Below are 14,965 nucleotides of genomic sequence, written 5' to 3'. Positions count from 1 at the left end.
TCGTCGGGCGTGTCAGGCAGGCGTTTCCGCCAGCTCACGGCCGATGCGGCGCAGCTGTCCGGTGGCGCCCCCGAGCGCGAACTCCGCTTCTTTGGCGGCCAGGAAGTAGCGGTGCGCCGGGTGATCGGTGTCGACGCCGACGCCGCCGTGCACATGCACGATGGTGTGCGCCACGCGGTGTCCCGCGTCCGCGGCCCAGAACGCCGCGCTGGCCACATCGATCTCCGCGGGAATGTCTTCCGAGACCTTCCAGGCGGCTTGAGTCAGCGTCAACCGCAGCCCCTTGACGTCGATGTAGCCGTCGGCCAGCCGCTGCGACACCGCCTGGAAGCTGCCGATCGGGCGGTCGAATTGTTCACGCTCGCGGGCGTATTCGGCCGTCATCCGCAGCCCGCGGTCGAGCACTCCGAGCTGATACGCGCTGCGGCCCAGAGTCCCCAGCGTGGTCAGCCATGTCACGACCTCGCTGCCGCCGACGCGCCGCGCCTCATCCACCGTGACGCCGTCCAGTGTCAGGTGTGCGACGCTGCCCAGGCCGGTGGTCAGCAGTGGGGTCACCTTGACTCCGGGATCATCGGCAGCAACCAGGAAAACCGCCGTGCCGGAATCGGTTTCAGCCGGGACGACGAAGGCGTTAGCCACGGTGCCGAAGCCGACCTGGGTGCGGGTCCCCGTCAGCCGGTAGCCGTCACCACCGCGAGCGGCCTGCACCGGTCCTTCGCCCATCTCGCCGTCCAGCGCGACCGTCAAGATCTTCTCGCCCTTGACGGCCGGCACGCCCCAGCCCTGTTGTAGGTCCTCGGAGCCGAACCGGGCCAGCACCCCGGCGCCGAGCATCACCGACTCCAGATACGGCACGGCGGCCAGTTGGTGGCCCAGCGCAACCAAGATAGCGATCTGCTCGAGCGCGCCGAAACCGTCACCGCCCAGCGCGGACGCCGAAGCGCTGGTGAGGATGTCGGCCTCGACCAGCTTCTGCCACAGCTGGCGGTCGAACCGTTGCTCGAGTGAGTCGAGTTCGCGCTGATGCTCGGGCGTGCACACCGAGTCCACGATCGTGTCGACCAGGCCACCGAGGTCGTTCGCCGCTTCTGTTGTCGTGAAATCCATGGAAGTCGTCCTTATCGATGCTCAGCGGTAGTTAGCGGTTTCGGGGCAGGCCGAGCGCGACCATGCCGATGATGTCACGCTGCACCTCGTTTGTGCCGCCGCCGAACGTCAGGATCAGGCAGGCCCGGTGCATCCGCTCGACCCGGCCGCGCAGCAACGCGCCCGGCGAATCCTGGCGCACCGTCGCGGCCGTGCCCAGCACTTCCATCAGTAGCCGGTAGGCCTCGGTGGCCAGCTCGGTGCCGAACACCTTGGCCGCCGACGCGTCCGCCGGGTTCAGCGCTTCGCTGGACGCTGACGCCAACTCCCAGTTGATCAGCTTGAGCACTTCGGCCTTGGCGTGCACCCGGGCCAGGTTCAGCTGTACCCACTCCGAGTCGATCAGCCGGGCCCCGCCGGAGTCCTTGGTGTTCTGCGCCCACTCGCGAACCTCGCGCAGGGCCAGGAAGATCGGTTGCGGTGAGACCAGGGCGACCCGCTCGTGATTGAGCTGATTGGTCACCAGCTTCCAGCCACCGTTTTCCTCGCCGATCAGGTTGCTGACCGGCACTCGCACGTCGGAGTAATAGGTAGCGCTGGTGTCCACGCCGGCCATGGTGTGCACCGGTGTCCAGGAGAAACCCTCGGCCGTCGTCGGTACGGTCAGCATCGAAATGCCGCGGTGCTTCTTGGCATCGGGGTTGGTGCGCACTGCCAGCCACACCCAGTCGGCGTAGGCGATCAGGCTGGTCCACATCTTCTGGCCGTTGATCACGTAGTCGTCGCCGTCGCGTACCGCGGTGGTGCGCAGGTTGGCCAGGTCGGTACCGGCACCGGGTTCCGAGTAGCCGATCGAGAAGTGCAGTTCGCCGGCGGCGATCTTGGGCAGGAAGAATGTCTTCTGCTCCTCTGTCCCGAACGCCATGATCGTCGGTGCCACGCTGTTGATCGTCAGGAACGGTACCGGCACGCCCGCGATGGCCGCTTCGTCGGTGAAGATCAGCGAGTCCATCGGGGAGCGGTCCTGGCCGCCGTACTCCTTGGGCCAGTTCAGGGTCAGCCAGCCGTCCTTGCCCATCTGCGCGACGGTGTCGCGATACGCGGTGCCGGTCCCGACCTCGCCCTGCGTCGAGGTCAGTGCCTCGCGACGCTCGGGGGTCATGAGTGTGGTGAAGTACGACCGCAGCTCGCGACGCAGCTCCTCCTGTTCAGGGGTGTAACTGATGCGCATTCCAGCCGTCCTTTGGTTAACGTGGCACGCTGTAACTCGACCAACGGCTACCCGTTCGCCTTCCCGGTTGTAACACGTTCTAGTCTGGGAATCCAGCGACCGTTTCCTCAGACGTAGCGGGGCCCTATGGTGGAGCTACCCAGTCGAAGGACACAGGGCCAGAGTGGGCCAGCATCAAGGAGGGTGCCGTGCGGGTGATCGTGGATCGTGACCGGTGCGAAGGGAACGCGGTTTGCTTGGGAATCGCGCCGGATATCTTCGACCTGGACGATGAGGACTATGCCGTCGTGAAGACCGATCCCATTCCGCCCGATCAGGAAGATCTGGTCGAGCAGGCGATCGCCGAGTGCCCGCGTGCCGCCCTGACGCGCGAAGACTAGCGGCGGCGGACCCGACAACTAGAGGTATTCATAAATTGACTAGCAGCACGAACGCGACCGACCTATCCGGAAAGGTCGCGGTGGTGACCGGTGCGGCCGCGGGACTGGGACGCGCCGAGGCCGTCGGCCTGGCCCGGCTGGGCGCCACCGTCGTCGTCAACGACATCAAGGCCGCACTGGATGCCTCGGACGTCATCGACGAAATCAGCGCGGCGGGCTCCAAAGCCGTTGCGGTGGCCGGCGACATCAGCGAGCGCTCCACCGCCGACGAGCTGGTTGCCGCCGCGGACGGGCTGGGTGGCCTGGCCGTCGTGGTGAACAACGCCGGCATCACCCGGGACCGGATGTTGTTCAACATGACCGACGAGGAATGGGACCAGGTCATCGCCGTGCACCTGCGCGGTCACTTCCTGCTCACCCGCAACGCGGCGACCTATTGGCGCAACAAGGCGAAAGACGCCGGCGGCTCGGTCTTCGGCCGGATTGTCAACACCGCGTCGGAGGCCGGCCTGGTGGGCCCGGTTGGCCAGGCCAATTACGGCGCGGCCAAGGCCGGCATCATTTCGCTGACCTCGACGGCCGCCCGCGCGCTGGGACGCTACGGCGTTTGCGCCAATGCGATCTGCCCGCGGGCCCGCACCGCGATGACGGCAGACGTGTTCGGTACGACACCCGACGTCGAGGAGGGCGGCGTCGACCCACTCTCGCCCGACCATGTGGTGAGCCTGGTGCAATTCCTGTCGTCCCCGGCGGCGGCACGGGTCAACGGGCAGGTGTTCATCGTCTACGGCCCGCAGGTTACGCTGGTTTCGGCGCCGGTCGCCGAGCACAGGTTCGTCGCGGAAGGCCCCGCGTGGGATCCGGCGCAACTCAGCGGTGCACTAGAAGACTACTTTGCTGGCCGCGACCCGGAGAAGGGCTTTTCTGCGGTCGGACTCATGGAACAATAGCCGCTCCAAGCCAGTTCCCGACGGGGAGATCAGCTAGTAGAACGTGTGTCAGATTGGAAATACGTTAACTGCGTTGACCTCGACAAATTAACGCTTTGGCTACGGAATTCCTGTTCATTGACACGGTGAACTTCTTCTGAGTTAATATGAGCCGGCTCACAGCGCGCCGAGTGCGAACGAGGACCGTACCAAGGCGACGCACAGACTTCGCCGTGAACAGCAAAGGGGGTACCGGTTTGATCGAACAGCTCGCGGTGCCCGCCCGTGCTGTCGGCGGGTTTTTTGAGATGATGATCGATACCGGCCGCGCCTCGTTGCGACGGCCGTTTCAATACCGCGAGTTTCTGGATCAGACCTGGATGATCGCGCGCGTGTCGTTGGTCCCGACGCTGTTGGTGTCGATCCCCTTCACGGTTCTGGTGGCCTTTACGCTCAACATCCTGCTGCGAGAAATCGGCGCGGCCGACTTGTCCGGCGCCGGAACGGCATTCGGCACCATCACCCAGCTGGGCCCGGTGGTGACCGTGCTCGTGGTGGCCGGCGCCGGCGCCACCGCGATCTGCGCCGACCTGGGCGCGCGCACCATCCGCGAAGAGATCGACGCGATGCGGGTCCTCGGCATCGACCCGATCCACCGGCTGGTCGTGCCCCGGGTGTTGGCCTCGACCGTCGTCGCACTACTACTCAACGGCCTGGTGTGCGCGATCGGTTTGTCGGGCGGCTACGTGTTCTCGGTGTTCCTCCAGGGCGTCAATCCGGGCGCGTTCATCAACGGGCTGACCGTGTTGACCGGGCTGCGCGAGTTGCTGCTCGCCGAAGTTAAGGCGTTGTTGTTCGGCGTGATGGCCGGGCTGGTCGGGTGCTACCGCGGCCTGACCGTCAAAGGTGGCCCCAAGGGCGTCGGTAACGCGGTCAACGAAACCGTCGTCTACGCCTTCATCTGTCTGTTCGTCATCAACGTCGTGATGACGGCCATCGGCGTACGGATCTCGGCCAAGTGATGAGCGGGGCGAGCCGGCGATGAGCTATGACCTCACCTACCGTTTCCGCAATTTGGCGTCGCGACTGCAAGGTCCGGTCGACGACTTCGGTGAGCAGGCGCTGTTCTACGGCCAGACCGTTCGGTACGTCCCCAACGCGTTGACCCGATACCGCAAGGAGACCATCCGGCTCGTCGCCGAGATGACGCTGGGCGCCGGGGCGCTCGTCATGATCGGCGGCACGGTCGGCGTTGCGGCGTTCCTGACGCTGGCGTCCGGCGGTGTCATTGCGGTGCAGGGCTATTCGTCTTTGGGCAACATCGGTATCGAGGCGCTGACAGGCTTCCTGTCGGCGTTCCTCAACGTCCGTGTCGTCGCACCGGTGATTGCCGGTATCGCGCTGGCCGCGACCATCGGCGCGGGTGCCACCGCGCAGTTGGGGGCCATGCGGGTGTCCGAGGAAATCGACGCCGTGGAGTGCATGGCAGTGCACTCGGTGTCCTACCTGGTGTCCACCCGGCTGATCGCCGGACTCGTCGCCATCATTCCGCTGTATTCGCTGTCCGTGCTGGCCGCGTTTTTCGCCGCCCGCTTCACGACGGTGTTCATCAACGGGCAGTCAGCGGGTCTGTACGACCACTACTTCAATACCTTCCTGATCCCGTCGGACCTGCTGTGGTCGTTCTTGCAGGCCATCGTCATGTCGATCGCGGTGATGCTGGTCCACACCTATTACGGATACAACGCCAGCGGGGGGCCGGTCGGCGTGGGTATCGCGGTCGGACAGGCGGTGCGGACCTCGCTGATCGTCGTGGTCGTCATCACTTTGTTCATCTCGTTGGCGGTTTACGGCGCGTCCGGTAACTTCAACCTCTCTGGATAAGAGACCCGCTTAAAAGGAACATGGCAGAGACAGACGCGCGACGCTCACACGTCCGGCTGGCAGCAGCGGTGCTGGCCAGCCTGCTGGTGGCGTTCTGCGTCCTGACTTATCTCTCCTACACGGCGGCGTTCGCGTCGACCGACACCGTGACCGTCGCGGCGCCGCGGGCCGGGCTGGTGATGGACACCGGCGCCAAGGTCAAGTACCGGGGCATCCAGATCGGCAAGGTCACCGACATCAGCTACGCGGCCGATCAGGCCCGCCTGACGCTGGCGATCAACAGCGACGACATGCACTACATTCCGTCCAACGCGACGGTGCACATCGCGGGCAACACCATTTTCGGCGCGAAGTCGGTGGAATTCGTTCCGCCGCAGGCGCCGTCGCCGACGCCGCTGCGTCCGGACGCGCACGTGAGCGCCTCGGCGGTGCAGCTGGAAGTCAATACCTTGTTCCAGTCGCTCATCGACCTGCTGCACAAAGTCGACCCAGTTGAACTGAATGGGACGCTGAGCGCGTTCGCCGAGGGCCTGCGTGGTCACGGCGACGACTTCGGCGCGCTGCTCGGCGGCCTGAATACCCTGACACAGCAGGTTAATCCGAAGCTCGGCGCGCTGCAGGAGGACTTCCGCAAGACCGCGGTCGTGACCAACATCTACGCCGACGCGGCCCCGGACCTCAACACGATCTTCGACAACCTGCCCGCCATCGACAAGACCGTTGTCGATCAGCAGAAGAATCTTAACGACACGTTGCTGTCCACGATCGGCCTGGCCAACAACGCCCACGAGACGCTGGAACCGGCGGAGCAAAACCTGATCGACGCCATCAACCGGCTGCGGGCCCCGCTGAAAGTAGCCGGAGACTACTCGCCCGAATTCGGTTGCCTGTTCAAGGGGTTCGATCGCGGACTCAAGGAGTTCGGACCAGTTCTCGGTGTTCGCAAGGCCGGTCTGTTTACGTCGTCGAGCTTCGTCCTGGGCGCGCCGGCCTACACCTACCCGGAGTCACTGCCGATCGTCAATGCCTCCGGCGGGCCGAACTGCCGGGGGCTGCCGGACATCCCGAACAAGCAGAACGGCGGTTCGTGGTACCGGGCGCCGTTCCTGGTCACCGATAACGCCAACATCCCGTATGAGCCGTTCACCGAGCTGCAGTTCGATGCCCCCTCGACGTTGCAGTTCCTGTTCCACGGCGCCTTCGCGGAACGGGACGACTTCTGATGGCCGGCTCGGAAATTCCGTCGCACCGGTCGATGATGATCAAGGTAAGCATCTTCACTGTGGCGATGCTGTTGGTGGCCGCCGGCCTGGTAGTGGTCTTCGGGGACTTCCGGTTCGGCTCTGAAAACACCTACCACGCAACGTTTATCGACGCGTCCAGGCTGAAGGCTGGTCAGAAGGTCCGCATTTCCGGTGTGCCGGTTGGTGCGGTGAACGGCATCAAGCTCAACCCGGACAACACCGTGGACGTCGAGTTCGGAATCGACGACCGGTACACGCTGTACTCCTCGACGCGCGCGGTGATCCGCTACGAGAACCTGGTGGGCGACCGGTTCCTGGAGATCACCTCCGGCCCGGGCGAGCTGCGTAAGCTGGGGCCCGGCGGGACAATCAACGCCCAACACACCCAGCCCGCACTGGATCTGGATGCGTTGCTGGGCGGGCTGCGACCGGTGCTCAAGGGCTTGGACGCCAACAAGGTCAACACGATCAGCAGCGCGGTCATCGAGTTGCTCCAAGGCCAGGGCGGCGCATTGTCGAACGTGCTCGCGGACACCAGCGCTTTCTCGACGACGCTGGGCCAGCGCGATCAGCTGATCGGTGACGTGATCAACAACCTCAACACGGTGCTGGGCACCATCGACGAGAAGGGCGCGAAGTTCTCGGCGAGCGTCGACCAGCTGCAGCAGCTGATCACCGGCCTGGCCAAGAACAAGGACTCGATCGCGGGAGCCATCCCGCCGCTGGCGTCGACCACGGCGGATCTGACTGAGTTGCTGAAGAATTCGCGCCGGCCGCTGCAGGGCATCCTGGAAAACACTCGGCCGCTGGCCACCGAGATCGACAGCCGCAAGGCCGAGGTCGACAACGACGTCGAGCAGCTGGGCGAGGACTATCTGCGGCTGTCTGCGCTCGGGGCCTACGGATCGTTCTTCAACATCTACTTCTGCTCCGTGACCATCAAGATCAACGGGCCGGCCGGCAGCGACATCCTGCTGCCCCTCGGTGGCCAGGTCGATCCCAGCGTGGGAAGGTGCGCTTTTGTCAAGTAGTGCAAAGCGCGAACGCGATCCATTGCGTACCGGGGTATTCGGCGTGGTGCTGGTGATCTGCGTCGTGCTCATCGCCTTCGGCTACGCCAACCTGCCGTTCTACCCGCAGGGAAAGACCTACGACGCTTATTTCACCGACGCCGGCGGCATCTCGCCCGGCAACGCCGTCTACGTCTCCGGCTTCAAGGTCGGCAAGGTGCAATCCGTCGGTCTGGCCGGAGGCAGCGCCAAGGTCACGTTCTCGGCGGATCGGCACGTCACGGTGGGCGACCAATCGTTGGCCGCGATCCGGACCGACACCATCCTTGGCGAGCGGTCCATTTCGGTCACACCGGCCGGCAGCGGCAAGGCGACCTCCATTCCGTTGAGCCGGACCACCACCCCCTACACCCTGGCCGGCGCGCTCGAGGACCTGGGCCAGAACGCGAACGACCTCGACAAGCCGCAATTCGAGCACGCGCTGAGCGTCCTGACCAACACCCTGCACGACGCGACGCCGCAGTTACGGGGTGCGCTGGACGGGGTGACCTCGCTGTCGCGCACGCTGGACCGCCGCGACGAGGCGCTGCAAAGCCTGCTGGCTCATGCCAAATCGGTGACGTCGGTGCTGTCCCAGCGCGCCGACCAGGTGAACAAGCTGGTCGACGACGGCAACGATCTGTTCGCCGCGCTCGACGAGCGGCGCGCCGCGTTGTCACAATTGATCTCCGGCATCGACGGCGTCTCACAACAGATTTCGGGGTTCGTCGCCGACAACCGCAAGGAGTTCGGCCCCGCGTTGAGCAAGCTCAACGACGTGCTGAGCAACCTCAATGAGCGCCGCGACTACATCACCGAGGCGCTCAAACGGTTGCCCACCTACGCGACCGAGCTGGGCGAGGTCGTCGGTTCCGGACCCGGCTTCAACGTCAACGTCTACGGTGTCATCCCGGCGCCGCTGCTGGCCGCCATGTTCGACTTCTTCTATCAGCCGGGCAAGCTGCCGGCCAGCCTCTCCGACTACCTCAAGGGGTTGATCCAGGAACGCTGGGTCATCCGACCGAAGTCGCCATGAGACAACGGATTGCGGGCAGCCGGGGGCTGCGCTTCGTCACCGTCATCGCGCTGGTCGCGGTGCTGGTGGGGGGCGTTTATGTGCTGTCCTCACAAGCCAACAGCCGAAAGATCGTCGGCTATTTCGCTTCTGCTGTAGGGCTCTACCCCGGAGATCAGGTCCGCGTCATCGGCGTTCCGGTCGGCACGATCGACTCGATCGAGCCGCGGCCATCCGATGTGAAGATCACCATGTCGGTGTCCAGCGACGTGAAGATCCCCAAGGACGCCAAGGCCGTCATCATGTCGCCAAACCTGGTGGCGGCGCGGTTCATTCAGCTCACACCGGTATACACCGGCGGGGACGTGCTGCCTGCGGGCGGCAGCATCGAGCTGTCCCGCACTGCCGTACCGGTGGAATGGGACGAGGTGAAGGAATCGCTCACCCAGCTGGCTGCCTCGCTCGGGCCGACGACCGGCTCGATGCAGGGACCGTTGGGCGCCGCGATCAACCAGGCCGCGGACACCTTCGACGGTAAGGGCGAGTCTTTCCACAACGCGTTGCGCGAGCTGTCGCAAGTCGCGGGCCGACTGGGAGATTCACGCAGCGACATTTTCGGTACGGTCAAGAACCTGCAGGTTCTGGTCAACGCGCTCTCGGCGAGCAATGAGCAGATCGTGCAGTTTGCCGGCAGCGTCGCGTCGGTATCGCAGGTCCTCGCCGACAGCTCGCGCCACCTGGACAAGACGCTGGGCACGCTCAACACGGCGCTCTCGGACATCCGCGGCTTCCTGCACGAGAACAACACGACCCTGATCGACACGGTCAATCAGCTCAACGATTTCGCCAAGACCTTGAGTGACCAGAGCGACAACATCGAGCAGGTGTTGCACGTCGCGGGGCCCGGTATCGCGAACTTCTACAACATCTATGACCCCGCGCAGGGCACGCTGAACGGCCTGCTGTCGATCCCCGAATTCGCCAACCCGGTGCAGTTCATCTGTGGAGGTTCCTTCGAAACCGCAGGCGGCTCGAGGGCACCCGATTACTACCGGCGTGCCGAGCTGTGCCGCGAGCGGTTGGGGCCGGTGCTGCGCCGGCTGGCGGTGAACTACCCGCCGATCATGTTCCACCCGCTCAACACGATCACGGCGTACAAGGGCCAGATCATCTACGACACCCCGGAGACGCAGGCCAAGGCGCAGACGCCGGTTCCGCAGCTGACCTGGATACCGGCCAACAGTGGTCCGGCGCACCCCGCCCAGAACCCCGCCGACCTGCAGGCCCTGTTGGTACCGACCGCCCCTCAGGGTGGACCGGCGCCGGGGCCGCCGGCCGCTCCTGCGCCTGGTCCGGGCTCGGACTTCGGTCCGCTGCCAGGCCCGCCGCCCGGGCCGTCCGCCGGGTTGCAAAACGGTCAGGGCGGTGGCGGATGAGCCGAATCTGGATGCGCTGCAGTGCTTTAGCGCTGGGTGGGATTCTGCTGGCCGGATGTCAGTTCAACGGGCTGAATTCGCTCGCGATGCCCGGAACACGCGGTCACGGCGGTGGCGCGTTCACGATCACGGTCGATATGGCCGACGTCGCGACGCTGCCGCAGAACTCGCCGGTGATGGTCGACGATGTCACCGTCGGCAGTGTCTCCGGTATCCAGGCCGAGCAGCGGTCAGACGGATCCTTCTACGCCGCAGTGAAGTTGGCGCTGGACGGGAATGTGGTGCTACCGGCCAACGCGACCGCCGCGGTCGCGCAGACCTCTTTGCTGGGATCACTGCACATCGATCTGGCCGCACCAAAAGGCAAGCCGGCGACCGGCAGGCTCGTTGAGGGGTCGAAGATCTCGGAATCCAGCACAAGTCGCTTCCCCACCACCGAAGAGGTGTTTTCTGCTCTCGGTGTCGTGGTGAACAAGGGCAATCTCGGCGCGCTGCAAGAGATTACCGACGAGGCTTATCAGGCCGTCGCGGGCCGGCAAGACCAGTTCGTCGGCTTGCTGCCGCGGTTGGAGGAATTGACGTCCGGGCTCAACCGCCAGGTCGACGACATCATCGGCGCCATCGATGGGCTCAGCCGGTTCTCCTCCACCCTGGCGCGTGACAAGGACAACCTGGGTAAGGCGCTGGACAGCCTGCCCGAAGCGATTCGCGTCCTCAACAAGAACCGTGACCACATCGTCGACGCGTTCGCCAGCCTGAAGAAATTGGCGTTGGTGACGTCAAACGTGCTGTCGAAAACCAAGTCCGACTTTGCCGCGGACCTCAAAGACCTGTATCCGGTTGTCAAGTCGCTCAACGACAACCGGAAGGTTTTCGTCACCTCACTGCAGATTCTGCTGACGTTCCCGTTCCCCAACTACGGCATCAAGCAGGCCGTGCGCGGCGACTATCTCAACGTGTTCACCACCTTCGACCTCACCCTGCGGCGACTCGGTGAGACGTTCTTCACGACGTCGTATGCGCTCGACCCGAACATGATGCACATGAGTGAGATCCTCAACCCGCCCGACTTCTTGACCGGTGAGATGGCCAACCTGTCCGGACAGGCGGCCGACCCGTTCAAGATTCCGCCCGGTACGGCTTCGGGTTCTCAAGGGCAGTAGGGGCGGCGCGGATGATCGACAAACTCACCAGAATCCAGCTGTGGATCTTCGCCGTGATCACCGTTCTCACGCTGACCATCATGGCGATCTTCTACCTGCGGCTGCCCGCCACATTCGGCATCGGAACCTACGGTGTGAGTGCCGATTTCGTCGCGGGCGGTGGTCTGTACAAGAACGCGAACGTGACCTACCGCGGCGTCGCGGTCGGCAGGGTGGAGTCGGTGGGGCTGAATCCCAGCGGTGTCACCGCCGAGATGCGGCTGAACAGCGGCACGCCGATCCCGTCGAATGTTACCGCCACCGTCAAGAGCGTGTCCGCGGTCGGTGAGCAGTACATCGACCTGGTGCCGCCCGGCAGTCCGGCATCGACCAAGCTGCACAACGGATCTCGAATCGAGCGGGCCAACACCCGGATCGGGCAGGACGTCGCCGACCTGTTGAAGCGTGCGGAGACGTTGGTCAATAGCCTGGGCGACACCCGGTTGCGTGAGTTGCTACACGAAACCTTCCAGGCTGCCAACGGTTCGGGACCCGAGCTCGCCAGGCTGATCGAGTCGGCCCGGCTGTTGGTCGACGAGGCCAACGCGAACTACCCGCAGGTCTCGCAGCTCATCGACCAGGCCGGTCCGTTCCTGCAAGCCCAGATCCGCTCCGGCGCGGATATCAAGTCGCTGTCGGATGGGTTGGCGCGGTTCACTTCCGAGGTGCGCCAGGCCGACCCGCAGTTGCGTTCGACGCTGCAAACCGCCCCGGACGCGGCCGATGAGGCCAGCACCGCATTCTCCGGCATCCGCCCGTCGTTCCCGGCACTGGCCGCTAGCCTGGCCAACCTGGGCCGGGTCGGGGTGATCTATCACAAGTCGATCGAGCAGCTTCTGGTGGTGCTGCCGGCGTTGTTCGCCGCGATCATCACGATGGCGGGCGGCCCGCCGCTCGACGAGGGCGGCAAGCTGGACTTCAAGCTCGACCTCAACGATCCGCCGCCGTGCGCCGTCGGCTTCCTGCCCCCGCCGATGATGCGCACCCCGGCCGACGAAACGGTGCGTGAGCTCCCGAAAGACTTGTATTGTAAGGTTGCCCAGAACGACCCCAGCACCGTGCGTGGTGCGCGCAACTATCCCTGCCAGGAGTTCCCCGGTAAGCGGGCACCGACGATTCAGCTGTGTCGTGACCCGAAGGGTTACGTTCCGATCGGCCGCAACCCGTGGCGGGGTCCGCCCGTCCCATACAACACGCCGGAAACCAACGGGCTGAATACGCTGCCGCCCAACAAGTTTCCCTATATTCCGCCGGAAGCCGAGCCGGATCCGGGTACGCCGATCGCGGGCCCGCCCCCTCCGGGTGTGGTGCCCGGGCCCGGGCCGCTGCCGAACCATCAGCCGGCCTACGACCCGCCGCCCCCCAACGACCGACCGCCGCCGCCGGGCAACCCATCGTGGATGCCGCCGGGCGTTCCGCCGGTGCCGCCCCAGCTCCCGTATCCGAAGTGGCTGCCGCCGCCGGCGCCGCCGGTCGGCATCAATCCACCGCCGGCGGGTCCGGGACCGGAGAAGCCGTGGGGGCCGCCGCCGGGCCCTGCCGCGCCACCGCAGGCCAGCGGACCGGCCTACGCCACCTATGACCAGAACAGCGGGGCGTTCAGGGACCCCGCAGGTGGCACTGGTATCTTCGCGCCCGGCGCGAGCGGCGTATCCGGCGCCGAGAATTGGGTGGACCTCATGCTTGATCCGAGGCCGATGTAGTGACATCACAAACGCAACGGGTTCGTCGGCGGGCGTCGCGGCCGGCGGGTCCGGCGAAGGGCGAGGCCGACCCGGCCGGGACGGTTCAGCTCGACGCGCCGCCCGAGCCGCGAAAGGATGCGCCGAAACGTGTCAAGACCCTCAAGACCGTCAAGCCGCCACCGCGGCGACGGCCGCACCGCGCCCTGGTCGGGTGGATCTCGGTTGCCGCGGCTCTGTTGGCAATTGGTGCGCTGTCCGGTTGCCTGACGGTTCTGGTCATCCAGCATCGGCACGCCCAAGCGGCGCAAGCGCGCGATCAGCGCTTCGTCGACACCGCCACGCAGACGGTGGTCAACATGTTCAGCTACAAGCAGGACAACGTCGACGACAGCGTAAACCGGTTCTTCAACGGCACCAGCGGCCCCCTGCGCGGCATGCTCGGCGCCAACAACAACATCGAAAACCTGAAGGCCTTGTTCCGTTCCACCAACGCGACATCCGAAGCCGTGATCAACGGCGCGGCCCTGGAAGGCATTGACACGGTTACGGACAACGCCTCGGTGCTCGTGTCGGTGCGCGTCACGGTGGCCGATATCGACGGAGTCCACAAGCCATCCATGCCGTACCGATTGCGGGTAATCGTGCACGAGGACGAGCAGGGCCGGATGACCGGGTACGACCTGAAGTATCCCGACGGGGGCAACTGATGCGATGGCGGCGGTGGCTGATCGCCGTCACGGGCTACCTTGTGGTTGCCGGCATCGTCGGATTGTCAGCGGCCACCGGCTGGTTCTATTGGGACCGGGTGCAGGCTCGTGGCGAACAGGCGACACGGGCCGTGCTGCCGGGATTGGCTGCCAAGGAAGTGCCCGAGGTCTTCGCCTACGACTATCAGACGGTGGAACGCAGTCTCGCCCAGGCCTATCCGCTGTTGACGCCCGACTATCGCCAGGAGTTCCAGAAGAGCGCCAACGCGCAGATCATCCCGGAGGCCAAGAAGCGCGAGGTCGTCGTCCAGGCCAATGTCGTCGGCGTCGGAGTGATGTCGGCCAAGCGGAATTCGGCGTCGGTGATGGTGTACATGAACCGGACCGTCACCGACAAAACACGGCAACCGCTGTATGACGGCAGCCGGCTGCGAGTCGACTTCAAACGAATCGGCGACAAGTGGCTGATCGCCTACATCACGCCTATCTGAGTCGGCTCAGTAGCAGATCGCAATGTTGTTGCACTGCATGGGATAACGCTGGATGGGGCTAGGCGGCGGCCCGATCATGGCCAACGAGAACGGCTGCTTCTTCATCGCCGGCTCCAGGCCACACACCGCGCCGTGCATGACGGTGTGAGTGCCGCTCATCGTTTCGTCGCTGAACGCCCAGCTTTCGGTGGTGGGGGCCGTGCCGCCGCCCGGGCATGAGACACCGTCGGGCTTGTCTATCTTGAAACTCCACAGCATGCTCGACATTCGGGCTCGGCCGCTGAAGTTCTGCAGCTTGTCCGCGGCGGAGATCTTCTCGTCGGTGAAGCTCACCACGTTCAGCGCGCAGTTCATCGCGAAAACGATCGGGTCGGAATAGTCGTTCATGTTGCGGGTTCCGGACGGCTGGTCACACAGAGCGGTGACGATCCAGGTAACCCCCGACACGCCCGCCTCGTTGTATGAGTAGTTGCCATCCGCGGGCGGCCCGAGCGCGCGCGCCGGATTACCCGATTCGAGCGCGATCCCCAGCGCGACAACCGAACAGACGCCGGCCGCAGCGGCCAGCCCGCGACGGAGATTCACCGTGCGCTCCCTTCACCGATCCATCGAGTATCACAGCG

The 14,965-nt window shown here is 65.1% G+C and carries 15 protein-coding genes; 12 read left to right on the top strand and 3 right to left on the bottom strand.

The annotated features are described in order from the left end of the window. Positions 1–12: 12 nt before the first annotated feature. Both MSG_RS22310 and MSG_RS22305 read right to left on the bottom strand, forming a co-directional pair. Entirely contained in the window at positions 13–1,110 is a 1,098-nt protein-coding gene (locus MSG_RS22310; RefSeq protein ID WP_096443101.1) for an acyl-CoA dehydrogenase family protein, read from the bottom strand. A gap of 31 nt (positions 1,111–1,141) precedes the next feature. After that, on the bottom strand, positions 1,142–2,320 hold the full coding sequence (locus tag MSG_RS22305) for an acyl-CoA dehydrogenase (protein ID WP_096443100.1): 1,179 nt from the start codon (positions 2,318–2,320) through the stop codon (positions 1,142–1,144). 188 nt (positions 2,321–2,508) lie between these two features. Between MSG_RS22305 and MSG_RS22300 the strand changes: the two genes are divergently transcribed. From MSG_RS22300 to MSG_RS22245, 12 genes are all read left to right on the top strand, one after another. After that, a complete protein-coding gene (locus MSG_RS22300) occupies positions 2,509–2,700 on the top strand; it encodes a ferredoxin (RefSeq protein WP_096443098.1) in 192 nt (63 codons plus the stop codon). Positions 2,701–2,735: 35 nt separating this feature from the next. Then, positions 2,736–3,650, top strand: a complete 915-nt coding sequence (locus tag MSG_RS22295) for a 3-oxoacyl-ACP reductase (protein ID WP_096443096.1) — start codon at positions 2,736–2,738, stop codon at positions 3,648–3,650. 236 nt (positions 3,651–3,886) lie between these two features. Continuing rightward, positions 3,887–4,651, top strand: coding sequence for an MlaE family ABC transporter permease (locus tag MSG_RS22290; RefSeq protein ID WP_096444730.1), 765 nt, complete (start codon positions 3,887–3,889; stop codon positions 4,649–4,651). Between the two features lie 19 nt (positions 4,652–4,670). Next, positions 4,671–5,513, top strand: coding sequence for an MlaE family ABC transporter permease (locus MSG_RS22285; RefSeq protein WP_096443094.1), 843 nt, complete (start codon positions 4,671–4,673; stop codon positions 5,511–5,513). Between the two features lie 20 nt (positions 5,514–5,533). Further along, complete coding sequence (locus MSG_RS22280; protein ID WP_096443092.1) at positions 5,534–6,736, top strand: virulence factor Mce family protein; 1,203 nt, start codon at positions 5,534–5,536, stop codon at positions 6,734–6,736. Then, a complete protein-coding gene (locus MSG_RS22275; RefSeq protein ID WP_096443090.1) occupies positions 6,736–7,788 on the top strand; it encodes an MCE family protein in 1,053 nt (350 codons plus the stop codon). Before MSG_RS22280 ends, MSG_RS22275 begins: the two co-directional genes overlap by 1 nt. After that, positions 7,778–8,842, top strand: a complete 1,065-nt coding sequence (locus tag MSG_RS22270; protein ID WP_096443088.1) for a virulence factor Mce family protein — start codon at positions 7,778–7,780, stop codon at positions 8,840–8,842. Before MSG_RS22275 ends, MSG_RS22270 begins: the two co-directional genes overlap by 11 nt. Next, a complete protein-coding gene (locus tag MSG_RS22265) occupies positions 8,839–10,257 on the top strand; it encodes a virulence factor Mce family protein (protein WP_096443086.1) in 1,419 nt (472 codons plus the stop codon). Before MSG_RS22270 ends, MSG_RS22265 begins: the two co-directional genes overlap by 4 nt. After that, the gene (locus MSG_RS22260) at positions 10,254–11,420 is read left to right on the top strand and encodes a virulence factor Mce family protein (protein WP_096443084.1); all 1,167 of its coding nucleotides are present in this window, start codon (positions 10,254–10,256) and stop codon (positions 11,418–11,420) included. Before MSG_RS22265 ends, MSG_RS22260 begins: the two co-directional genes overlap by 4 nt. An 11-nt stretch (positions 11,421–11,431) precedes the next feature. Next, on the top strand, positions 11,432–13,162 hold the full coding sequence (locus MSG_RS22255; protein ID WP_096443082.1) for a virulence factor Mce family protein: 1,731 nt from the start codon (positions 11,432–11,434) through the stop codon (positions 13,160–13,162). Beyond that, positions 13,162–13,851 carry a mammalian cell entry protein gene (locus tag MSG_RS22250; RefSeq protein WP_096443080.1) on the top strand — a complete coding sequence of 230 codons (690 nt, stop codon included), beginning with the start codon at positions 13,162–13,164 and terminating at the stop codon, positions 13,849–13,851. Before MSG_RS22255 ends, MSG_RS22250 begins: the two co-directional genes overlap by 1 nt. Beyond that, the gene (locus tag MSG_RS22245) at positions 13,851–14,342 is read left to right on the top strand and encodes a mammalian cell entry protein (protein ID WP_096443078.1); all 492 of its coding nucleotides are present in this window, start codon (positions 13,851–13,853) and stop codon (positions 14,340–14,342) included. The genes MSG_RS22250 and MSG_RS22245 overlap by 1 nt, the downstream gene beginning before the upstream one ends. Positions 14,343–14,348: 6 nt before the next feature. Here the strand turns inward: MSG_RS22245 and MSG_RS22240 are convergent, their stop codons facing one another. Next, entirely contained in the window at positions 14,349–14,927 is a 579-nt protein-coding gene (locus MSG_RS22240) for a hypothetical protein (protein ID WP_096443076.1), read from the bottom strand. Between the last annotated feature and the right edge of the window lie 38 nt (positions 14,928–14,965).

The organism is Mycobacterium shigaense (genome assembly GCF_002356315.1).
In the GTDB taxonomy this organism is placed as follows: domain Bacteria; phylum Actinomycetota; class Actinomycetes; order Mycobacteriales; family Mycobacteriaceae; genus Mycobacterium; species Mycobacterium shigaense.
This window is presented reverse-complemented; position numbering and strand designations above follow the sequence as displayed.